The sequence below is a fragment of the Streptomyces sp. NPDC057474 genome (assembly GCF_042802555.1).
Classification (GTDB): domain Bacteria; phylum Actinomycetota; class Actinomycetes; order Streptomycetales; family Streptomycetaceae; genus Streptomyces.
In genome coordinates this window covers 1-22,616 of record NZ_JBHVDX010000171.1, presented here as the reverse complement: position 1 = coordinate 22,616, position 22,616 = coordinate 1, and the positions used below count along the sequence as shown (strand labels likewise).

Sequence of the window (22,616 nt, the reverse complement as noted above, 5' to 3'; positions counted from 1 at the left end):
CCCTCAGGCTCACTCAAAAGGAGCCGCACCATTCGGCTTCAGGGGCCCATGCCAAGCTGATCGACGCAGTGCCCAAGCGACCGCGACAGGGGTGACGGCCCGTGGGTGCCGGCTGCCCCGGTCGGAGTCACTCACTTGTGCGGCCGTCGGAGGGTGCCGCTTCGTTCGCCGCCATGGCCGACCGGAGAGTCGCGAAGGCAACGTCCAGGTGGTCGGAGAGCAGACCGCGGTGCGCGTCATGGCCCCAGTTCTCGATAGCGAGGCGCAGTACACCAATGCCGACGACGGCGACGAGGCGGAGTTCGGACTGGCGTGCAGGGTCGGGCCGGCGTTCGGCCAGAGCGGCGTACAGGGAGCGTTCCTGACGCTCGTAGTTGGCCTGCTTGCGCGCCCGAAGGGCGTCGGTCGAGCGCATCAGCCGGTCGATGGCCAGGGCCTCTTCCGTCTGGTACCGGGCGGTCAGCGCGTGCATCGCCTGCTGGACGGCCGCCAGGGGGGCGACTTCGGGTGGCTGTTCGGCGACGACGGACCGTACGAGCTCCTCCAACTCGCCCACCCAAGCCGTGAGGATGGCGTCCTTGGAGTCGAAATAGTGGAACAGGGTGCGGCGGGACACGTCGGCCCCCGCCGCGATCATGTCGAGCGTGGTGGCCTCGAAACCGTTGTCGAGGAAAAGCCTCAGGCCCACCTCGGCGATCCGTTGCTTCGTCTGGCGCGCCTTCCGCGCGCGCACACCCTCCTCCGTCACACCCAGAGCATACAGGATTCCTGCACTCGTTGCATCCATGCACTGAGTGCACTAAATTCAAATTGCACTCAGTGCAGACATCTAGGTGCACGCACCTTGGAGGAGGAGCCACAATGACCACCCTTACGCGTGACGAAGCGGCAGACAGGCCAACAGTCCCGGGCGCGGGCGCGGGCGAGCAGCTGATGCTGATCGACGGCGAACGGATGCCTGCCCTGGCGGGCGGCACCATCGACGTCTTCGACCCGAGCACGGGTGAACTGATCGGCACGACGCCGGACGGACAGGCAGCAGATGTCGACCGCGCGGTGGCCGTGGCCGAGCGCACCTTCGACGAGCGCGTCTGGCAGGGCCTGTCCGGCGCCGCCCGGCAGAAGATCCTTTGGCGTGCGGCCGACCTGATCGAGCAGCACACAGAGGAACTGGCCGCCCTGGAATCGCTGAACAACGGCATGGTCATTCCCATGGCCCAGGCCCTGATCGCGACCGCCGCCGAGACGATCCGCTACTACGCGGGCTGGGCGACCAAGCTGTACGGCATCACCAGTGAGATCTCCTCGCTCGAAGCGCAATACCACACCTACACGCTGCGCGAGCCGGTCGGCGTGTGCGCGCTGATCATTCCGTGGAACGCTCCGAGCACGCTGACCGTACAGAAGGTGGCTCCTGCACTGGCGGCAGGCTGTTCGGTGGTGATCAAACCGTCGGAAGAGACTCCCTTCACCGCACTGCGGCTGGCCGAGCTGTTCGAGCAGGCCGGCGTCCCGCGGGGCGTCATCAACGTCGTCACCGGCTACGGCGAGTCCGCCGGCGCCACACTGGCCGCGCACGACAAGGTCGCGAAGATCGCGTTCACAGGTTCCACCGAGGTCGGCAAGTCGATCGTCAAGGCCGCCGCCGACAACCTCAAGAAGGTCACCCTGGAGCTTGGCGGCAAGTCCCCGGTCATCGTCTTCGACGACGCCGACATCGACGCGGCCATCGCGGGCGCGGCCAATGCCATCTTCATGCACTCCGGCCAGATCTGCGCCGCCGGCTCCCGCCTCTACGTGCAGCGCCCGGTGTTCGACAAGGTCGTGCACGGCATAGCGCGGATCGCCGAGAACCTGAAGATCGGGCCCGGTTCCGACCTCACCACCCAGATCGGGCCGATCGTCTCGCAGAAGCAGCTCGCCCGCGTGCTGTCCCTCATCTCCAGCGGCATCGAAGAAGGCGCCGAACTCGTCACCGGCGGCGAACGCGTGCATCGGGACGGCTACTACGTACAGCCCACCATCCTGGCCAACCCGGAACCCGGCGCACGCGTCATCCAGGAGGAGATCTTCGGCCCCGTCCTGACCGCAATCGTCTTCGACACCGTCGATGACGTCGTCGCCATGGCCAACGACAGCACCTACGGCCTCGGGGCCGCGATCTGGACCACGGACATCAGCAAGGCCCACCTGACCGCCAAGAAGCTCCAGGCCGGCTTCGTCTGGCTCAACTGCCACTACGTCCTGGACAACTCCGTGCCCGCCGGCGGCTACAAGCAGTCCGGCTGGGGTCGCGAACTGGGTCCTGAGGGCCTCGACCCCTACCTGCAGACCAAGTCGGTCTTCGCCGCCCTCACGCCAGCACCCTTCCTGAACGCCTGACGCCCACATCGCCCACCGCGCCCCGCCACCCCCGGGTGGGGCACCAAGGGAAGTCGGCCTCGGGACTGGCTTGCATGTTGTTCTACGGCGACGAGTCGGGGGCCCGGGTACGGGCCCGGGACCTGCTCGTCATGTGACCAGGCCGACTGGCCCGCGCCCGTGCTGCAAGGAGGCGGCTTCGGCCCGGAGGCCGGCCTGCCCTCAGCCGGGTGAGCTGCACCCCGTCTCGTGGAGTGTCCGGACTGCCCCGAGTTGAGTGGGGCTCTCCCCGGCCCGCCAGCGAGACTGCCTCTGGGTTGCGGCGATGCTGTCGACCGGCCGGAGAGACGACCGGAGGTCACTGTGGATCCCCACAAACCATCCACCAACGGGTTCCTCCACGGAGTCTCCCCAGCGGCACGTCATTCCAGCCGCTACCTGCACAGTCCTGGCGCGGACGTGTTCCGCCAGACGGAGTTGCCGTCGGGATGCTGGTCAATCCAGCCTCGGCCTCCGATGTCGAGTCGGTGCCGGGCGCGGCGCCGTGTTCGTCGACGAGGTCGACCAGGGCAACGTTTGACCGTGCTGCATCCCGCACGATGGGGTCAGCACCGGTGTACAGCTGCCAGCCGGCGGCTGCCCGGCGCAGGATCTCGCGCTCCAGGTGCCATTCCTTCTCCGCTTTCAGCAGCCGGGCGTTCTCCGCCCGCAGCCGGGCCAGCTCCCCCTCCGGGCTCACGCTGCCATCGCGGCCCACGGGCGCAGCCTGGGCCTCGTCCTTGCGTACCCACGTCCGCAGCGACTCCGCGGTGATGCCGAGATCAGCGGCCACCGCCGCATACGTCCGCTTCCCGGCGGCGGCGCGATAGAGCGCGACGGCATCCTTCCTGAACTCCTCCGGATACGGAGACTTGCGTCCCACCTGGACATCCCTCCCTGGACCATCAAGATCCATCGTCAGGGTGTCCACTCCAAAGGATCAGCCTCAGCAGCCGGCCGCGCCCTCTACGCAGCCACGGCGCACTACCGACTGCATGGGCTGCCGCACTGGCTCGCCGAGATGCAGGACGAGCAGCGGTACGACCACGCGCGTTTGGTGACAGAGCAGCACGAGCGCGAGCAGCAAGAACCGAAACCGGGGGGTGCCGATGGCTAGGGTCTGGATCGAGGACCGGGCGAACCACGCCGACTGTCAACAGGCTGTGGAGAAGTGGCAGGAAGCCAAGCGCAACGGCAGCAAGCGGCAGCCCCCGGGCCGGTGGCGGGTGCGGTGGTATGGCCCGGACAACAAGCCGAAGGCGAAGACGTTCGCCAAGCTGCCGCAGGCCGAAGCGGAGAAGGACGCGATCACGGCGCGGCTAGACAAGGGCTCGTACCGTGACCCGCAGTCCGCGAAAGCTGCTGTAAAAGCGATCGCCGAGGAGTGGTTCAAGTCGCTGCGCCGACAGGGACGGACCACGAAGCACGACTATCGCGAGTTGCTCGACAACTACGTGATCCCACAGTGGGGCGACTGGCAGGTCGGCGCGATCCGGTGGGAGGACGTATCTGACTGGATCGACGATTTGATCGAGAAGCCCGGCAAGTCTGGTCGGAAGCTCGGGCCTGCCCGGATCACGAAGATCTATCGCGTGTTCTCCATGGTCATGAAGCGCGCCGTGCAGACGAACCGCATCGCGGCGAACCCGGCGACCGAGCACGAGCTGCCGCGCCGGAACGACGACGACGAGCACGTCTACCTGACGCACGAGCAGCTTGAGCGGCTCGCCGAGGCGGCCGGCGAATACCGGCGCCTCGTCCTGGTGCTCGGGTACTGCGGCATCCGATGGGCCGAGGCGACCGCCATCAAAGCGAGCCGGGTCAACGTGGACACCCGCCGTATCCGCATCGTGCAGGGTTACACCGACGTCCGTGGCGTCCTGGAGCTCGGGCCGGTGAAGAACCACGAGAAGCGTTCAGTGCCGCTCCCCCGGTCGTTCGCCGACGAGTTGCGGGAGCTCACCACGGGCCGGAAGCTCGACGCGCTCGTGTTCACCGCGCCCGAGGGTGGACCGCTGCGGTACTCGAACTTCCGGCAGCGCATCTTCGACCCCGCGGTGAAAGCGGCCGGGCTCGACGGGCTCGGCATCACTCCGCACAAGCTGCGGCACACCGCGGCGTCGCTCGCCATCGCGGCCGGCGCCGACGTGAAGGTCGTGCAGACAATGCTCGGGCACAAGTCGGCGGCGATGACGCTCGACGTGTACGGGCACCTGTTCCCGGATCGGCTCGACGAGGTCGCCGACGCGCTCGACGCCGGACGGGTCGCCGCACTCGAAAAGATTCGTGCGTCACTCGCGGAAGCTGCGTGATCAAAGTGACGTGTACAAAATGCGTACTGCCCGCTCGGGCATCTCCGAACGGGCAGTGATCAACTGGCCTGTGACCAGCCGGTTAAGCTGGAGCCGCCTTCGGGATTCGAACCCGAGACCTACGCATTACGAGACCACGGGGGTTCGTGACGGCTGGTTCCGGCTCGTGACGCCCGGTGCTGTTCTGCCTGATCAGAGCGCATGCGAACAGTTCCACCGTGACATCCTGTGTTACCCAGTCCGCAGGCGTCCGGCCGCACTCTGGCCGCACATGGCCACACCTCACGATCGGTCAGCCCGCCAGAGCGACGTTGGCGCTCTCCTACAGGCGAGCCTCAACGGCACTACTCCGACACCGGAACCGTACCGGTCAGAACGACGCAGTCCTGCTTGAATCTCCACGAAGATCGGCTCCACCTGACGCGCAGCCTTGGGGAGGCCACAAGAGAATCCAGACGTCCGGCCACCCCTTGGCCACGCTCGGAACCGCAACCCTGGCACCCGGCAGGCGTAGAACTCAATCTCACTGAATTTCAACAACGCATCCGGTCGCACCGATCTCTCACGACTGACGGTACGGCTCACGGTACAGGTCGGCGTGAACCTCCGTGTGGACCTCGGTGCGGATCTTGCCGAGAGAGGGACCTCCGATGTACCGCTGAGTACGGGCGTGGCCGATGGGCTCGATGAGGTCCAACCGGCGCAGGGTGCGGAGGTCGGCGAGGGCCTGGTCGCGGGTGAGGGCTTCCTCGGCCTGGTAGGTCGTACGGCGCAGATGCCCCTGCGTGGCGGCGTACAGGGCCGAGACCGTGCGCCCGTCAAGGCGATGCTCGCCTGCGAGACGCTCCAAGCGGAACCAGAGGCGTGCCGCCGCTTCGAAGCGGCGCTGCACTTCCTGGGCCTGGAGGTGGTGCGCGGTAAGGCAGAACCTGATCCAGGAGGCGGCATCACGCTGAGGCTGCCAGGAACCGGCCTGGACGGTGCGCAGCGCGGCGTAGTACTCGCGGGTGTTGAAGTCGTCCGCGCCGAGCCACTCCTCGATGCTGGAGAACTCGGGGGCGAGGACGCCCTCGCGTGCCAGGACGAGCGTGTGGACGGCCCGGGACATCCGGCCGTTGCCGTCACGCCAGGGGTGGATGGAGACCAGGTTGAGGTGAGCCATAGAGGCGCGTACAAGAGCCGGAGCGTCGGTATCCTCCTCCGCGAGCCAGTGCAGAAGCTCATCCATCAGCGCGGGCACCTGCTCGGGGGCCGGAGCCGAGTAGACGGGCGGCCGGTTAGGACCGCCGGAGACCCAGACACCGTTGGTTCGGTACTCGCCGGGGTGTACCTCTTCGTCGGCAGCCCGGGCCATCATGAAGTGCAGGGCCGAGAACAGGGTGTGATCCCAAGAGAAGATCCGGAAGCCCGACGCACGCTGGATATAGGTGAGGGCGTCGCGGTACCCGGTGACGGCGTTGCGGGTTACCTCGTCGGTATCGGGTGAGATGTCCCCGCCGGCCATCAGAGTCTCGGCGTCCTCGGCGCTGATCGTGTAGCCCTCGATATGGGTTGATCCCCGCACAGCAGCCGCAGTGAGCGAGCGGCGCAGCTGTCCTTCCCAACGGCGGGGCTGGGCGAGCCGGTGACGGAACTCGGTACGGAGCACCTCAATCTCGTCAATGACGCGATGATCGTCCGGGGTCAGGGAGGGCGTGGCGAACAACATTCTTCGATACTACGACACACGTAGTGTCGGCGTATCGAGTGCTGCGGCTGCGACACACACAGGGCAACCGCGCCCGAGCCGTACACGAGCACCCAGACGAGTGCACCCCGCGCCCCAAACAAACGTGGCCTCACTGCCGCCATCGGCCTGACGCTCCGTATCCGCCAGATGTGCCTGACTGCGCTGGAGGGACCGGGCCGCCCGCCTGGAGATGGAGCGCAATCAGCGTGTCCGGCCCACCGCGGCGGTGGAGCGCTCCCGGGTCGCGCGCGAGATGCGCGACGTCGTTGGCCTCAACCTCTCGGTCATGATCGGTCTCGCCGACGGCTCCGTGGCCCTCGCCGCCCACCGCAACGTGCGGTCCGCCGAGGCCCTGCGCATCCTGGGCGACACCAGCCGCCAGGCCATGGGCGAACTACGCCGCGTTCTGGGCGTGCTGCGCGAGGAGCAGGAGGGCGGCGGCTACTCAGCCCGCAGCCCAGGGGCCGTGACTAGGCCCCGGTGGGCGCGGGGCTGACCGTGACCTACTGGACCGTGGGCGATCTCTACGCGCCGGGCAGCGGTGTCCGCTCGCCATCCACCGCACAGCCCAAGAAGCCGGACCAACACGCTCAAGCACGCGGGCACCGACTCCACCGCCGCAGTGACCGTGGCCGCGCACGCCGGCCGGGGCCGTACCTGCGCGACGAGGCTGCCGAGCCGGAAGCCTCAGTCACCCGTTCCGCACAGACATCAGCCATGCCAGGTCCGCCGCTGCCTGGCTGCGGACCGTCTGTTCACGGGTGAACAGCTCCTGGGTCTTCGTCAGTACCAGCGTGTACGGGCGCCCCTGCCGCCTGGTCTGGTGGCGCACCGGGAGCTCGGCCGAGTCGATCCTGGTGTGCACATGCCGCCGCCCTTCCTTCGCCAGCGGCCATTCAAGGACCCGCCTCGACCGGGAGCCGAGGAACGCGCCGAGGACACCGCACAGCTCGCAGCCGCACCCGGCCCAGGCCACTGACCAGTCGTCAGCAGCTCGCGGCGGCCGCTCGCACACCGCGCGGAGCCGGTCCGCGCAGTTCCGCGCGATGACGTCGAGCCCCGCCACGCCCCGCTCGGCCGACGTGCTCGTCTCCGCGGCGTGGCGCAGCAGTGGCATCAGGCACTCGAGTACCGTGTCCTCGCGTTCGCGCAGGGCTGCCAGGATCCCGTCCCGCAGCTCTTCGTCGGCCGCCGCCAGGATGTGTCGCAGCGGCAGGGCCAGCTGTTGCAGCTGCGCACGGCGGATCTCGGCCGGCCCGGTCGTGGTCCACAGCCGCAGGCTGCTGTCCACCGCGGCCCAGACCCCGGCGGACAGCCGCCGTGCCACCGCCGGCGCCCGATGGGCGCGCAGCGCCGCGCACAGTTCCGGCAACCGCTCGGTCCATTGGTCCTGCTGCGGCTGGAGGCGGTGCTCCGATGCAAACCAGGCGTCGACGACCGGGCGCATCCACCCGGTCCCGTACCGCTCGGCTGCCGCGGCCAGTCCGCCCGCGTGTTCCGAACCGAGCGCGCCCACCTGGAACGGCTCCAGCAGCATCGCCGCGCTCTCGGCCTCATCCAGGCCCGCGGCCACCTGCAGCGCGCAGTCCAGCAGCTCGGGTTGCGGACGGGTGTGCTTCCAGAACGGTGCGAGGGACCGGGCCTGGTCGCGCGCCCGGTCCAGGTCGCCCCGCACGATGCCGACGCGCAGTTCCTCCAGGGCCCACCGCGATCCGGCCTCGCCGCGTGCCGCGAAGGCCCGATCACGCGGCCACACGACAACCGCGGCCCGCCGGTACCACCGGTCCAGCGTGTTGCCGTAGTTGCCCATGTATCCCTCGTACTGGGAGTCGTAGGGCGTCAGATCCACGCTCGCGGTATTCGCGCACACCTCGTAGTCCTGAACCCGCAACAAGATCTCTTCGCCACCGGTGCCGTCCGGACCGGTCCACCAGCCCAGGGTGATCTCGTCGTCGATCAGTTCCTGGAGGACGTAGTCCCCGTCCTCGCCGGCATCACCGACCTCCCCGTCCTCGCCCGCATCCCCGTCGTCATCCTCGTCGTCATCCTCGTCGTACCCGTCGTACCCGTGGTCGTCCCAGGGATCGTCCCCTTCGGGATAGGCATCCCAGGTCTCCTTCACCTCGGCCAGGGCGAGCACCGACTCGCACCCGGCCTGCCCGGAGGCGGCACGCAGCAGAGCGGCACGCCCCGCGTCGGCGCCCTTGAGCCGCTCCCAACTCAGACCCCGCTGGGTGTACTCGTGATCGAGCAGGTACACGAGCCGGGTCGGCGGATCCAACTCGCGGGTGCCGTAGCGCGGTTTGGCGGGCGAGCCGAAGTGCCGGCCCAGACTGTGCGCAATCTCCGCCAGCGGTCCGGACGCCTCCGCCGAGGTCCCCGGCTCGGCGAGCAGGTTGAAGGTGAGCGTCACCCGGTACCCAGTTCGGACCGGAGTGACCTGGTGCCGGCAGTCGGCATAGAAGGCGACGAGGCTCAGGTCCGTCTTCGAGGCGCGGTAGGCGCACTGGTGCCCGGCGTGCTCGACGACCAGCTCTCCCCCCGTGTGCGCCGAGGGCAGGGAGAGCACCAGCGTGCCCACCATGGCGTCGTCCTTCTCCGAATCCTGGTGCGGAAGGAAGAACTGGCCCTTGCCGTACACCAGCATCGCGTGCGGCTCAGCCCGCAGCCGAGTCGCCGCCGGGAGCCCGAGAGCGTCCCGGAAATGCTCCAGCGCGCCACTCAACAGCGACGGCCAGGAAGGACCGGCAAGGCTGAGCTGATCCGGCAGGATCTGCCAGGTGTCACGCACACCGGTGTCGCTCAGCGTCTGTTCGCCCCGCCCGAACAACGCCGGCCGTGCCACCGAGATCAGCCGCTTCACCTGGGGCGCCCGCAGCGGAAGGCGCACCGGCCCGACCCCGGCCACCTCAAGGCCCAGGCCGGCCACCGGCGCTTCCAGCCGGGCGCTGAAAGCCCCCGCCTTCTTCGCCCCGCCGAGTAGCCCAGCCAGCAGTTCCCTCGGCGCCGCCACCGCACGCCTGCCCTCCGGCCCCTGCGGGCCCGTCGTTCTCGGCTCGATCCTACGAACCCGACGGCACCGCCAGGACCGTAACCGTGGAGGGGCCCCGAACAAGGCATCACATCCAGGTCCCGTGAGATGAGCCGCAGCGCCTGTCGGTAGTCTGCGCGGACGTGAGCGAGTACCAGTACTACGAGTTCCAGGCCATCGACCGACCGTTGACGAAGGACGAGCTCGAGCAGGTGCGGGCGCTGTCGAGCCGGGCCCGGATCAGCGCGACGCACTTCGTCAACGAGTACCACTACGGCAACTTCCGCGGCGATGAGCGCAAACTGATGGAGCAGATGTACGACGCCCATCTGTACTTCGCCAACTGGGGCTCGCGGCGCCTGATGCTGCGCCTGCCCACCGCACTGCTGCCCGCCCACAGCGCCGAACCGTACTGCGCGGAAGACGCCTTGACCTGCTGGACCAGGAAAGGGCACCTTCTGCTCGACTTCTCCTACGATGCCGAGGACGGCGCCGAGTGGGACTTCGAGACCTCCTTCACCCTCGCCTCCTTCACCACCCTGCGTACCGAACTCGCCGCAGGCGACCTGCGCCCCCTCTATCTGGCCTGGCTCTCCGCGCTCACCCGCTGGGAGCTGGAGGAGGACGTCGAAGAGGACGAGTACACCTCCACCGTCGAGCCGCCCGTACCCGCCGGCCTTGCCCGACTCACCGGCCCGCAGCAGGCCTTGGCCGACTTCCTGCGCATCGACCCGCATCTGCTCACCGCTGCTGCCCGCGCCAGCGGTGCCGCCCCTTCCCAGTCAATCGACAAGGACGCGCTCACCGCCTGGATCCGCGCCCTGCCACCACACGAGAAGGACACCCTGCTGCTGAACGCAGCCCTGGGCACCGCCCCACAGCCGGGCCCCGTGCTGCTGGCCCGCCACCGCGCCGCGTCCCGTGACACGGCCGAACCGTCCACCGCTTCCCGGCGCCGCTCAGCCGCGGAGCTCCTCGACGCCGCCCACGAGGTGCGCAGCGAGCACACGCGGCTGCAAGAGCAGGCCCGCACCCAGGCCCGCCGAGCCGAACAGCGGGCTCGCGAGAGCCACCTGGACCGCCTCGCCGAGAACACGGAGCAAGCCTGGCAGGACATCGCCCATCTGATCGGGCAGAAACAGCCCGGCCCCTACGACAACGCCGTCACCCTCCTGAAGGATCTCCGCGAGCTCCACGACCGGGCGGACACCCCCGAGGAGTTCGCCCGGCGCCTCCACGACCTGCGCGAACAGCACCGCGCCAAGTCCTCGCTGATGCGACGCCTCACCAACGCCGGCCTGACAGCCCGCTGAGGCGCGCTCAGATGCGGTCGCGTGGCCCCTCGGCCAGGAGGCGGAGCGTGGCGAGGGCGGCCGAGCGGCCCGTTGTGGACAGGGAGATCAGCGCGTCGATGGACCGTTCCCGCTCGTCGAGGTAGCCGAGTCGCGACCGGTGTGCCAGAACCTCCACAGCAGCCGCTCGGTATCCTTCCCCTCCATCACGGTGCCGTCGCCGTGGGCGAAGCCCGCAGCAAGCACCGGATGGGCCACTCGTGCCCGGTGCGTCTGGGACGGAGCCTGGGACCAATCAGATCAGACCCTGGTGCGCGGCCTGACCGGCGGAGCTGCTGTGCTCGTGGCCTCCGTCCTGCGTGAGCATCCCGACTGCGCCCAGCACTTCAGCGGGCCTGGCCGACGATCGATACGCCGACACGGACCTGCGCCTCGCAGTGCAGGAGGGCGCCGATGTACCAGAAGGCTAAAAAGCCCTTGTCGTACCGATCACGCTGGGCGTGAGTTCGACTGCAGCGGCCCGAGCGTCGCGCCTGCGGCACGCAGCTCGACGATCACCTGCGTGCCCACTTGGTGGGTTCGAATCCATCGGCGTGGTTGTCGAATACCAACAAGTCGTCGGTCAACTCTGAGCCCAGAAACTCGGCCTCCGATGGCCACCCCGGCACTGTCGCTGCACTCATGGCCGCACATTGGCCGCACATGGTCGTTGATGGTGTCTCAGCCAACGTCATCGTTACCACAAAAGCCCAGCTCAGAGACCCTTGAGCCTAGACATCACCACAGAGGCCACACCTTCGACCTACGCATTGCGGTGCGCAGACCGCACGTGTCCGTTTGGCCCGAATTACAAGGTCAACGAAAAGAAGAAACCCCAGGCCAAAGGCTTGACCTGGGGTTCACCACAGAGCCGCCTTCGGGATTCGAACCCGAGACCTACGCATTACGAGAACACTAGTGATCGTGACACGAGGTGTCGCACTGTGCCGCCGGTTCCAGTTTTGGCTGATCAGAACACGTGCAGGGTACTGGCCCATGTTGTCTTGTCCATCTGGTCCAAAGGCGTCCGGCCTCCCTCTGGCCTCCCTCTGGCCTCCGATGGGTTTTCACCACGGCACCGGGGCCGCCCGGAGGAGCCTGTGGGCAAGATCCTGTGCCTCAGCGCCAGACTGTAGAAAGTCGACATAGGCGCTGCTCGGAACGCGGCGCCCCAGCAGATGTCGGGCTGGGAGACGGGCAGGGAGCCATAGCCGATGACGGTATCGACACTGGCGGACAGTCGGCCCCACTTCAACTCAGCCTGGTGCTGCCGCATGCCCACTGACGCATCGATTCTCGGATTAGTGATGGAACGGCGTCGAGAGCTACCTGACCAGTGGGATCACCAACACCGCCTCCGAAGGCAACAACCACCTCATCAAGCAACCCGCCGCAGCCGACGAGACGCACGCAGCAGAGACGGACCACACCACGGCACTGGCTCGACTTGCTTACGACGTTGAATGAGGGACATAGCCACCGCCACGGCGGCGCTCAAGGTAGTCCACGCCCCACCCGATGAATCCGTTTTCGTCGTCCACCACACATGGCCACCGCTCGCACATCGCGGCCACAACAGCGTCTGCAACCCCTATCGTCCGATAGTCGATGACAAAGCCGTTCCAAGTTCCGATGAGTCCCTCTATAACAGCAAGCTCATCCGGCTCGTACTCCCTCTCCAGCTCACCATCCAGGTTTGGTCCAATCCACGCAACAGACCCGTCATGCAACACGGTCAGCCGACCGTCCTGGAAATCCACACCGACCCCGCTGGCGAGCAACTGGTCTCGGACTTCCTCGACCGTCACCTCGCGCGACACACATACGATCAGTGAATTCACGGCGCAATCACTGCCAGCAGATCATCCAGCGAAGTGACGCCGATTGCTCCTCGGCTGTTCACTTCCTTGACGACACTCGGCCGCAGCTTCGGCCCATAAACGATCACTGGCTTGTCCGTACCCTGCTGAGTCCGCGTGACCTGGTCTCCGGCGCCCTTTCCTGGACCCGCCTTCACTTGAATAACTGCGTTCCCGAGCTCGATATCGAAGTCGGTCAAATCGGAGCCATCTGCGCGCTTGACCGCAACATTCACATCCTTCACGAGGCCAGGGTACTTCGCATCAATTGCGGTAGCCACGTCGCCTACGAGCGGATCATCCGAAGTGAAGGTTCTCGACGCAGTGGAGGAACTCGACGATTGGCTATTAGCCTGCCTCAGCGCTTTCCCGAGTCCCTCGTTGATCCGCCCGATCCCATCGGCCGTGCCCGCCGCGCCGGCACCGACCATGGCCACGCCGCCCGCGACGGCAGGGGTGCCGGCGATGCAGCCGACGCCGGTGAGGCAGATCGCGGAGCCGCCGATGATGGTCTCTCCGCCGAGGCCCATCAGAGCCATGCCTCCGGCGGTCTCGGCGGCGCCCCACCAGATGTCGGGCTGGGAGAAGATCGCGGAGCCGTAGTCCACGACCGCGTCCTCGACGGCCGACAGCCAGCCCCACTTCGGGCCGCTGACAGTGTTCCTCTTGGTGGGAACGCTGGTGGTCGAGCCGGTGCTGCTGGTGCTGGCGGTGCCCTTGGAGGGGTCGACCGTGCCGGTCTTCGGGTCGTAGCCGACGGCCTTCTGCGTCTTGGAGTCGCAGTTCGCGAGGGAGTACCGGCAGGAGTTGGGCCGCGAACCGATCTCCAGACCGGTGGGGTCGGACCAGGTGGCGGGGTTGTTGTTGCCGTAGGTGTAGCCGTTCAGCGACTGGTGCTGGTCCACACTGAGCAGCGGGTCGACGCTGATGAACCGGCCAGTGACCGGGTCGTACTCACGGGCGCCCAAATGGGTCAGGCCGGTGGAAGTGTCGGCGGAGGCGCCGAGGAATGCCTTGTCGTCGGGCCAGGTGCCGGTGCCGCCGGTGCGCGGGGCGCCGAACGGAGTGGTGTAGCGCTTGGTGACGGCCTGAGTAGAGGCGTCCACGGCCAGGCTGCTGGTGCCGTGGTGGTCGGCGGCCAGCCAGGTCAGTGTCGACGTACCGGACTTGTTGCTGCGCAGGGCGACGATGGAGTCGGCGCCGCTGTAGTAGCGCTGTGCCCAGTACTTCGCGGTCGAGGTCGAGGTGTCGAGATGGACCTCAGTCGCACCCAGGTACAGGACTGTCTCACCGCCGGTGTTGCGGCGGATCAGGAGATCGCCGTCCGCGTCATAGACATATCCGGTGGTACTCGCGCCCTCCTTGACCGCGTCGAGGCGGCCCTCCGCGGACCAGGTGAGGGCCTGGCTCGTGCTGCCGTCCGGACGGGTCGTGGTGTTGCCGGTGTCGTCGTAGACGTAGGACGCCGTGACACCGGTGCAGGTGGCGCCGGTGGTGGTGGCGGTCAGCCGGTGGACCTTCGTACCGTCGTAGCAGTAGGTCCGGGTCGTGGTCGCGCTGGTGGTGTGGGTGCTCTCGGTGGCGCGCAGGCCGGAGTTCTTGTAGGTGTACGACGTCCAGTACGGGGCCGCTCCGCCCAGGTTCGCCGTCGTGCGGCCGGAGGCGGCACAGTCTGCCGTCGACGGGGTCCAGGACTCGGCCAGGCGGCGATGGCCGTCGTAGGCGAAGCACTGGTAGTCCGCCTTGCCAGCGCCGCCCAGGGTCGTCGGGTCGGAGATGGCGGTGACGTTGCCCGCGTCGTCGTAGCCGTAGTTCAGTTCCTGAAGCTTGTAGGCGTGGGTGTCGTCGGTGACCGAGGAGCGGGTCAGGCGGTCGGTGCCCTCCTCGTACACGTTGCTGACGTACGCCTTCTTGGTACCCGCCGCCGCGGAAGTGCCCAGAGTGAGCACCTCCGGCTGGCCGAGCGCGGAGTAGCTGGTGTCCAGCAGGTAATCACTGGCGCCGCTGGTCCGGGTGTCCAGGCCCAGGTCGTCGTACTCGTAGTCGACGGTCTCTCCCGCGAGGCCGCCCGCGGCGGGCTCACTGGTGTACTGCTGGGTGCCATCGATGTTGTAGTACGTGGAAAAGGTCAGTGTCGAGCCCACGGCCTTCGAGGTGACCAGCGAGTCGCTGGAGGGCAGGACGAGTTGGGTGGTGGTAGCCCGGTACATGCTGTCGTAGGCCGTCACCTTGCGGGTGTAGGCACTGCCGGAGACACCGCCGACGTAGCGGGTGAAGGAGTCCAGCTGGCCCTTGGCGAGCGTGTCGTACGCGTAGGCAGTGAGCTTGTTCGCGTCGACCTGCTCCTCCGTAGTGGAGGTCAGGTCGGCGCTGGCGGTCGCGGACCAGGTGCCGGTGGGCGACCGAGCACGTCATAGGCGGTGATCGTGACCCGGCCGGCCGCGTCCTTGGTCCAGGAGACCTGGTCCAGGCTGGTGTAGCCGGTGGCCGCCGTGCCCTTGTCCGGGTCGGTGGCGGACGTCTGACGGCCGTACAAGTCGTAACCATAGGACCAGCTGCTGTCCGGGCCGGTGATGGTGGACTGCTTGCCGTCACGGGTGTATGTGAACTTCGTGGAGGTGTAGGACGCGCCCACACCCGCCCCGTAACCGGTGTCGGCGGGGGTCGTACCGGCGTACTCGCGGGTCTCGACCGTGCGCCCCAGGGCGTCCACGATGGTCCGGGTCGCCGAGCCGCCACCGGCTGCTGTGGTGGCGGTGGAGTCACCCGTGTACGTGTTGCTGTTGCTCCATTTCTGCACGCCGTACACGTAGAAGGTGCTGCTCACCGGCCGCTCGGCGCCGTCGAAGGCGATCGCGGTCTGCTTGGGGGCGCGGCCGTACTCGGCACGGGTGTAGGTGCCGTTCGGGGTGGACGTGGTGTCGAAGACGTCGGCGTACGTCTCGTAGGCCAGGCCGCGGCTGTCGTAGCGGGTGTCGGTGAGCAGCCGTCCGCCCTGCGGGGTGGGGGTCTGGGTCTGGAGCGGGCGCAGGAGCGAGTCGTAGATCTGGTAGCTGGTGTTGTAGGTGGTGCCGTCGGCCTTGAGGGACGAGGTCGAGGACCAGGACGGGGCGTCGTTGGTGACGGAGTAGGTGTAGGTGTGGTTGGCGCTGTAGTCGCCGGAGCGGGAGCGGTTGGGCAGCCAGGTCGCGGTGGTGCGGCCGAGGGCGTCGTACGTCGTCTCGGTGATCTTGTTGTTGACGTCGTAGACCTTGGTCGGCAGGCCCCGGGCGTAGTCGTTGTAGGTGTAGATGCTCTGCGACTTGGCGTTGGTGACCTTGGTCCTGGTCAGCGGGCCGGCCGCGACGGGGACGTAGGACGTGGTGCTGGTGTTACCGGCCGTGTCGGTGACGGAGGCCACCCGGCCCAGAGCGTCGTACGTGCTCCGGCTGAGGGTCTGCCAGCTCGACGGGTTGCGCTCGCTGTTCGTCACCGCGGCCGGGTAGGCGGAGGCGCGGCCGGTCCAGGTGGCCTCGCCGAGTGTCGGCGTCTGGGACGCCGTCCAGGCGGTCGTGGTGGCTGGGCCGTCGTACATGGTGGCGGTGTCGGACAGCACGTCGCCGCGGGTGGCGCTGGAGGTCGGCAGGGACAGGTCGGTCTCGGCGGTCGAGCAGGCTCGGCCGACCATCCGCTTGCGGGTGACCAGCGAGTTGATGCCCAGGCTGGAGTTGGCGGCGTACCAGGTGCGGGTGCAGGTCTCGTCGCCGGTGACGGCGGTGTCGCCCGCGTCGTACACCTTCAGCGGATTGCCGTAGCCGTCCCACTCGGTGGTGGAGGTGGTGCGGGTACGCCAGTTCTGTCCCGCCGTCAGATAAGGGTGGGCGAAGGTCTTCTCCGTGCGCACGTAGTACGCCTCGGAGTCGGCGTAGGACTTGTGCTGGGTCGCGGTACGGCGGGACCAGGGGTCATTGACGGTGACCGAGATCGGGGTCGAGCCGTCGTAGGTGATCTGCTCGCGCAGGAACCCCGCGTACGGGTCGCTGTCGGTCTGGTCCGCCACGTCCAGGCCACCGACGTCGATGCCAGGGACCGAGACGGACCGGGTGGCGGTGGTGTCCTTGCGTTTGTCGCCGTCCATGCCCTGCAGGTAGAGGGAGACGGTCTTGGTCTGTGTCTTGCCCGCGATGCCCTTGGTGGCGGTGACCTTTCCGTAGCCGCGCCAGACGGACCAGGTGCGCTCGTCCTCCGGGGTCAGCGGATTGTCGTTGTAGTGCCAGGCGGGGTCGGCGTAGCTGTACGTGTTCTCGGTGCCCTCGTTCTTGCCGGTCGGGTCGGCGGTACCGACGGCGGTGACCCGGTACTTGTGGAACCAGTCGAGGGAGGCGTCTTCGGCCCCGTTGATGTTCCAGTACTGCGGATAGCAGGACTTCGAGTTGTCGTCCTCGGCGGCCGGCATGTCAGAGCCGCGCACGCACTCAGGACCGGAGAGGGTGACGGTGGTGATGGCGCCCGTCTCGGAGGTGACCGTCCTCATACGGGGCTTGGTCAGAGGCAGGATGTCGTCGGTGGCGTCGACCCGGTTGGGGCGCATCTCGTAGGTGAAGGTCACCGGGTCGAGCGCGATGTCGGTGCCGTTCTTCCCGGTGTGCCGGACCGACTTCAGGATCAGGGTCTGGTCGGAGGTGTCGCCGATGTCGCCGCCGTCCAGGTACTCCTGGGTCAGGTCCCAGCTGTCGACGGCAGTGAAGGCACTCGCCGTGGCCGACCAGGCGTGTGTGGTGACATTGGTGAGGCGCTTGCGGGTGAAGAAAGCCGGGCTGACCGCGTCGCAGTCGGCGCCCGAGGCGCAGACGGAGTCGTAGGGGACGTCCGGCCAGTTGTCGGCGGTGGAGTCCTTCAGCTCGGAGCAGTCGGAGGCGGTGCAGCGCTCGGCGTAGGAGAAGGTGACCTTGTCGGAGGTCACGCCGGAGAACAGGGTGTCCTTGTCCTGGCCGTAGAGGATCTTGGTGAGGTAGCCACCGCGGGTGTACTTGGTGGTGGCGGTGTCGGCATCGTTCTTGGCGTAGTGGTTGGTCTCCGGCGTGTACCAGTACGTCATGGCGTTGCCGTGCGTGTCCACGACGTAGTCCAGGTTCCAGCGCCAGGCTTGGGTCACGGACCGGTCGGCGAAGGCGGAGCCCTGGTCGTAGCCGGGCTCGCCGGAGTCGTCTCCGTAGACCGGGACGGTCCACACGGAGTCGGTGGCGTCGTCAGTGGCCGCTCCGGGGAGCTTGTTGAGGCCGAAGACGTACTTGGTGCCGTCGCCGGTGGTAACTGTCCAGTACTCGCCGTTGCCGTCGCCGTTGTCGGCTCCGGTGGAGTGGGTGACGGTGGAGGCGTCGTCGGAGCTCAGCCGCCATACGCCGGTCGTGTCGTCCTTGATCAGTTCGTTGGACTTGCCGTTGAGGACGATGGAGGCGTTGTCGTACTTCCAGCACAGGTCGTACTTGTCGTCCTGCCCGTCCTTGTCGCAGGAGCCGTACGAGCGCTCCACGTAGGACGCGGCGGACAGATCGAAGCCCTCGCCGACCTGGCTGCCCTGGTTGTTCGTCGAGGCGGTGCGGCCGTCGATGCTGCCGGAGTCGTACGACAGCGACACGCTCGGTTTCGGCCCTGCCGCGGAGGGCGGTACGGCCATGTCGTACGACCACGTGAACGCCCCCGACGAGCCGCCCGCCGACCAGGTGGAGGAAGGTGAGAGAGGGCTCGCGGTGTAGTCACCGGAACCGGAGCCGGAGGCGCCCGCGGTGGCAACCAGGGCCAGGACGGTTGCTGTGGAGGAATCGGTCGTAGCGGCAGCGGTGGTGGCCGACGAGTAGCTCGCTGGGGTTACCGTGCCTGAATCTTCTGTGCTGCTCGACGCCGTACCTGTTGACTTCTCCGTCAGCGCGATTTCTGCGGAAACGGTCCTGCCCGAGATGTCGTTGTGGGAGTCGAGTGGGGTGCGCTCACGGCAGGCCGGCTTGTCCGGGGTGGTCAGGGCGCAGGCCGGGAGGCGGTAGAGGCTAAGGCGGCCCGCCCAGTCGCCGCCGTACGCGGAGGCGAAGGCCGAGTAGTCGACGCCGATCTCCGCGGTGCCGGGCTCGGCGGCCGTCGCCGTCAGCAACACACCCTTGACACCAGCGGCCTTCGTCTTCTGCCGGTCCAGGACCTCGATCCGAGTGCTGTCCGAGGTGTCGGCGAGCGTCACGGGGAGCCCGCCGGCGGTCAGCCGGGCGGCCTGGCCCTTCCCGGCGGGCTTCGCACTCGCCGCACCGGCCTTCGGCCAGGTCGCGGTCTGCTGCGTCTTGGCCTGCCGGACCTGTTCGGCGTTCTCCTTACCGACTGCGACCGCCCGAGCCCGAGCCTGCTTGGCACCCAGGCCGGTGACCGCGTAGACCTCGGAGACCTCCTGCTTCGGCGCGTCGGGGCGGCCCAGGCCGCTGCCCGCGGCCTGCACCGGCCCGGCCAGGGCGGTCGGCGCGACGACCGCCAACACGAGCGCCGGCAGCAGGACGCGTCCGAGGCCGCCCCTGCCCCGGCAGGCACGCAGACGGGCACGTATACCGGCGCTCATGACAGGACTCCCCTGGTGATCACGACGGACTTGGAACGGACGGACGGAGAACGAGAGTTGGAGCGGGCGGTCAGGCACCGGCGATACCGACGGTGTCGCTGATCTGCTGCTGACCGGACATCGCCCCGGCCCAGATCCGCACATCGGTCACCCGACCCGCCAGGTAGTGCGCCCAGGCGGAGTCCACGAAGCCCTTGCCGACCGCGAAGTCGGCGGAACCGGCAACGGCCGTGTAGGCGAGGTCGGAGCCGTTCTGGTTGGCGCCGATGTACAGGCCGATGGTGTCGGTGTACGCGTCGAACACACCGGTCAGCTGCGTCACGCTGTTGCCGGAGACGCTCACGGCCTCGTCGGAGACCACCGCCGTCCAGCTGCCGTCGGCGTTCAGTCGACCGAAGTACCACTTGCCGACGGGAAGCTCCGTCTCGGTCTCCGGATCGAACTCGGTGCCGGTCTTCTCGAACCACAGACCCCACGAGGCGCCGTCGGTGCCGCGCTGACCGATGACCTGAGCGACGTAGCCGTCTGCCTTCGCGGCCATGGCGGCCGAGTCCAGCTCCACTGCGGCCGTGGCCGTGAAAGAGCCGGACTCGTCGATCACCGGTCCGGCTGTGGTGGCTGCGTCGTCCGTGCCGTCGAGCACGATCGCCTCGCCGTCCAGGGTGGCCCCACCGGTGAGTGTGAGGGGCCGTCCGTAGCCGGACGCGGTGTCGGACAGAGTGGTGCCGCTGGCCCCGTCCGGATCCCAGGCTCCGACCAGTTCGACGTCCGCGTTGCCGTCCGCGTCAAGCAGTCGGGCTTCGGTGGCGACCTCGTCGTCGGTCAGCAGCCGCTGCCCGGCCCGAAACAGGCGATGATCCGCACAAACATGCAGGTCAACGGCCTAAACGTCGCTAGAGTCACTGAGCGTGGAAACCTCACAACCTACGCACGAGAATGCGTAGGTCAGCAGGCGTTCCAAATCGGCGTTCCCATGGTCAAGGAAAAGGAAAAACCGCAGGTCATAGGCTCGACCTGCGGTTCACCACAGAGCCGCCTTCGGGATTCGAACCCGAGACCTACGCATTACGAGACCATGGGGGTTGATGACGGCTGGTTCCGGCTCGTGCCACCCGGTGCTGTTCTGCCTGATCAGAGCACCTGTGAACAGTTCCGCCATGACACCCTGTGTTACCCCGTCCAAAGGCGTCCGGCCGCACTGTGGCCGCACATAACCACACCCCCAGGTGTTCCGGGCGGCCGGAACACCATTGTCCCCCTCCGACAGAGCAGCCGCAATGATGTTGCTCCGGCACCGGAATCGTGCCCGTCGGCGGCGACACACCTCCCGGAACAGGATGGCCCGACTGGCGTGCGGAACGCACCGCGTTGACGGCAGAGTCCAGTCCGCTGGGGCGGGTCGAGGGCGACTGAGGCGAGATGGGCGCGCGCTTGCCGAGCATGGTCGATCGTGTGGCGCAACCTCGTCGCGGACACGGCCACCACCGGGCTCAAGTGACACACTCAACCAGCCCGACCGTCGCGGACGCCCTCGGTCGGCCGCGCGGGCTAGGCCGGTGCCTCGACGCCAACACCCTGGCCCGCGTGGGACTCACCCGCCGCTCAACCGAAGCCCCGCCCCGCCCCGCCCCGAACGCGTGCCGCACCAGTTCCCCATCCTTCTTCGGCACCGCGAGGTCGTATGTCCCCGCACCCGTGACGAGTTCGTACCGCTCGAACTTCGGCGCCAGCCTCACTTTCCCGCCCGCCGGCTTCAGCCGGAACGGCGCCCGAAGGGTCGCGCTCCGGCCTCCTCGCGCGTCTTTCCAGAGCGGCGGTTCACCGGCGGCGAACCGTAGGTAGCCCTGCCTGAGCCGAGCGACCTGCTTGCCCTTGCCGACCGAGACCTTGACCGTGCCGCCGATACTCTGTGTGAACCCCACGACTCGCAGCGGCTGCCCGCCATCGAAGTCGGCGATGTCCCGAGCGGGCGTACGGCGCCGGATCCACGCCCAGCGCAGCAGCACGTCCAGCATGATCTCGGTGCCGGCGGAACGGCGTTCCGCGCGTGAGTCTGTCACTTCCCTGTCCCCATCCTCTGTACCGCGCCGACGGATTCCCACAGCGGCACGGCCCTCAGTCGTCACGGGTGAAGTCCGGGACACCCGCGACCGAAGCCGGATCGTCGATCGACCACGTTGCAACGCCCTCCGGAGCACGCACCCGGGAAACGCTGATGCCGTGTAGACACACGCCGCACCAGAACAGCACATAGCCGACCCGGCTGCTGTCGTTGACGATGTACCGAACCTCAAGACAGTCCCGACCGCAGACCGGACACGGGCCGCCGGCCACCTCGTCATTGCCCTCGGCGACACGCGCCAACGCCTTCAACCACGCCTCACGATCTGAGGCGCCCCGAAGTTCTCGGACAGCGGTCCCCATAGGATCGAAGTCCAGAACGACGGAGAGAGCACGTGGCACAGAAGCGTAGGAAGTTCAGTCCTGAATTTCGGGACGAGGCGGTCAAGATGGTGGTCGTGGAGTCGCGCCCGATTGCCGAGGTCGCCCGAGAGATACAAGTGAACGAGGGAACGCTGGGCACCTGGGTCAGCCGGTACCGGCAGGAGCACGCCGGGGAGGAGCCTCCGCTGAACATCAGCGAACGTGCGCGCCTGCGCGAACTGGAACGCGAGAACCGGGAACTCCGCATGAAGACCGAGTTCCTGGGAAAAGCGGCGGCCTTCTTCGCCCAGGAATACCGGTGACGGAGAAGTACGAGTTCATCGACGGCGAGGCCGGTAATTTTCCCGTGCAGCAGATGTGCACCTGGGCGGGAGTATCCACGTCGGGCTTCTACCACTGGAGATCGAGGCCATTGTCGGCCACCGCGAAGCGCCGTTCGGAACTGAGGGCTGTCATCCTCCAGGTCTTCTCCGACTCTCAGGAGACCTACGGCTACCGGCGTGTCCACGCCGCGCTCCAGCGGATGAACGTGCAGGCCGGAGCGGAACTGGTCCGCGCGCTGATGCGCGAACTCGGGCCTGGTGCCATGCCAGCCGCGGCCCTGGCGGGTGACCACGATCGCCGATGATGCGGCGCCGGCCACGCCCGACCTGCTGGCCCGTGACTTCACTGCTGACGCTCCCGGGCACAAACTGGTCAGCGACATCACCTACGTTCACACCTGGGCCGGGTTCCTTTACCTCGCGACCGTCATCGACTGCCACACCAAAGCGGTGGTCGGCTGGGCGATGGCCGACCATATGAAGACCTCTCTCATATCGGATGCACTCGATATGGCCGCCCGGAACATCGACCTCGCCGAAGGCTGCATATTTCATTCCGATCGCGGCAGTCAATACACATCTCGGGAACTTCGTTGCAAGCTCAGTTCGTTG

17 protein-coding genes and 1 pseudogene are annotated in these 22,616 nt (G+C 67.6%); 7 read left to right on the top strand and 11 right to left on the bottom strand.

All coding sequences use genetic code 11. From position 1 onward, the window contains the following. Positions 1–127: 127 nt before the first annotated feature. Positions 128–748: a TetR/AcrR family transcriptional regulator gene (locus ACFU53_RS34535; protein ID WP_384001526.1), complete on the bottom strand. Its 621-nt coding sequence runs from the start codon at positions 746–748 to the stop codon at positions 128–130. Positions 749–861: 113 nt separating this feature from the next. On the opposite strand from ACFU53_RS34535, the gene ACFU53_RS34530 reads away from it, so the two are divergent. After that, positions 862–2,382 (top strand): aldehyde dehydrogenase family protein, encoded by a 1,521-nt coding sequence (locus ACFU53_RS34530; RefSeq protein ID WP_384001523.1) that lies wholly within the window; start codon positions 862–864, stop codon positions 2,380–2,382. A gap of 611 nt (positions 2,383–2,993) precedes the next feature. Here ACFU53_RS34530 and ACFU53_RS34525 read toward each other — a convergent pair. After that, a pseudogene (locus ACFU53_RS34525) lies at positions 2,994–3,283 on the bottom strand (transposase); the annotation flags it as partial. Positions 3,284–3,509: 226 nt separating this feature from the next. Between ACFU53_RS34525 and ACFU53_RS34520 the strand changes: the two are divergent. Then, positions 3,510–4,712, top strand: coding sequence for a tyrosine-type recombinase/integrase (locus tag ACFU53_RS34520; RefSeq protein WP_384001520.1), 1,203 nt, complete (start codon positions 3,510–3,512; stop codon positions 4,710–4,712). A gap of 562 nt (positions 4,713–5,274) precedes the next feature. Here the strand turns inward: ACFU53_RS34520 and ACFU53_RS34515 are convergent. Then, complete coding sequence (locus ACFU53_RS34515) at positions 5,275–6,420, bottom strand: Fic family protein (RefSeq protein ID WP_384001518.1); 1,146 nt, start codon at positions 6,418–6,420, stop codon at positions 5,275–5,277. Between the two features lie 211 nt (positions 6,421–6,631). Between ACFU53_RS34515 and ACFU53_RS34510 the strand changes: the two genes are divergently transcribed. Next, positions 6,632–6,937, top strand: coding sequence for a histidine kinase dimerization/phosphoacceptor domain-containing protein (locus tag ACFU53_RS34510; protein ID WP_384001514.1), 306 nt, complete (start codon positions 6,632–6,634; stop codon positions 6,935–6,937). 195 nt (positions 6,938–7,132) lie between these two features. Here ACFU53_RS34510 and ACFU53_RS34505 read toward each other — a convergent pair whose 3' ends face one another. After that, positions 7,133–9,454, bottom strand: coding sequence for a 2OG-Fe(II) oxygenase (locus tag ACFU53_RS34505; RefSeq protein ID WP_384001511.1), 2,322 nt, complete (start codon positions 9,452–9,454; stop codon positions 7,133–7,135). Between the two features lie 161 nt (positions 9,455–9,615). Here ACFU53_RS34505 and ACFU53_RS34500 point away from each other — a divergent pair, with 161 nt between their 5' ends. Then, on the top strand, positions 9,616–10,785 hold the full coding sequence (locus ACFU53_RS34500) for a hypothetical protein (protein ID WP_384001508.1): 1,170 nt from the start codon (positions 9,616–9,618) through the stop codon (positions 10,783–10,785). A 7-nt stretch (positions 10,786–10,792) separates the two neighbouring features. On the opposite strand, the gene ACFU53_RS34495 is transcribed toward ACFU53_RS34500, so the two are convergent. From ACFU53_RS34495 to ACFU53_RS34465, 7 genes are all read right to left on the bottom strand, one after another. Then, complete coding sequence (locus tag ACFU53_RS34495) at positions 10,793–10,942, bottom strand: hypothetical protein (protein ID WP_384001505.1); 150 nt, start codon at positions 10,940–10,942, stop codon at positions 10,793–10,795. 1,312 nt (positions 10,943–12,254) lie between these two features. Next, positions 12,255–12,611 (bottom strand): hypothetical protein, encoded by a 357-nt coding sequence (locus ACFU53_RS34490; RefSeq protein ID WP_384001501.1) that lies wholly within the window; start codon positions 12,609–12,611, stop codon positions 12,255–12,257. Between the two features lie 29 nt (positions 12,612–12,640). After that, on the bottom strand, positions 12,641–14,890 hold the full coding sequence (locus tag ACFU53_RS34485) for an RHS repeat-associated core domain-containing protein (protein WP_384001498.1): 2,250 nt from the start codon (positions 14,888–14,890) through the stop codon (positions 12,641–12,643). Positions 14,891–15,021: 131 nt separating this feature from the next. Beyond that, a complete protein-coding gene (locus tag ACFU53_RS34480; RefSeq protein WP_384001495.1) occupies positions 15,022–19,236 on the bottom strand; it encodes a hypothetical protein in 4,215 nt (1,404 codons plus the stop codon). Between the two features lie 70 nt (positions 19,237–19,306). Further along, positions 19,307–19,879: a LamG-like jellyroll fold domain-containing protein gene (locus ACFU53_RS34475; protein ID WP_384001492.1), complete on the bottom strand. Its 573-nt coding sequence runs from the start codon at positions 19,877–19,879 to the stop codon at positions 19,307–19,309. Positions 19,880–20,726: 847 nt separating this feature from the next. Further along, the gene (locus tag ACFU53_RS34470) at positions 20,727–21,296 is read right to left on the bottom strand and encodes a hypothetical protein (protein WP_384001489.1); all 570 of its coding nucleotides are present in this window, start codon (positions 21,294–21,296) and stop codon (positions 20,727–20,729) included. Between the two features lie 55 nt (positions 21,297–21,351). Further along, the gene (locus tag ACFU53_RS34465) at positions 21,352–21,609 is read right to left on the bottom strand and encodes a hypothetical protein (RefSeq protein WP_384001486.1); all 258 of its coding nucleotides are present in this window, start codon (positions 21,607–21,609) and stop codon (positions 21,352–21,354) included. 83 nt (positions 21,610–21,692) lie between these two features. On the opposite strand from ACFU53_RS34465, the gene ACFU53_RS34460 reads away from it, so the two are divergent. The 3 genes from ACFU53_RS34460 to ACFU53_RS34450 form a co-directional block, all read left to right on the top strand. Next, a complete protein-coding gene (locus ACFU53_RS34460) occupies positions 21,693–21,983 on the top strand; it encodes a transposase (protein ID WP_067343150.1) in 291 nt (96 codons plus the stop codon). Beyond that, on the top strand, positions 21,980–22,309 hold the full coding sequence (locus ACFU53_RS34455; protein ID WP_384001481.1) for an IS3 family transposase: 330 nt from the start codon (positions 21,980–21,982) through the stop codon (positions 22,307–22,309). The genes ACFU53_RS34460 and ACFU53_RS34455 overlap by 4 nt, the downstream gene beginning before the upstream one ends. Continuing rightward, positions 22,290–22,616, top strand: a 327-nt coding sequence (locus ACFU53_RS34450) for a DDE-type integrase/transposase/recombinase (protein ID WP_384001478.1), incomplete at its 3' end; no start/stop codon positions are given. The genes ACFU53_RS34455 and ACFU53_RS34450, both read left to right, overlap by 20 nt.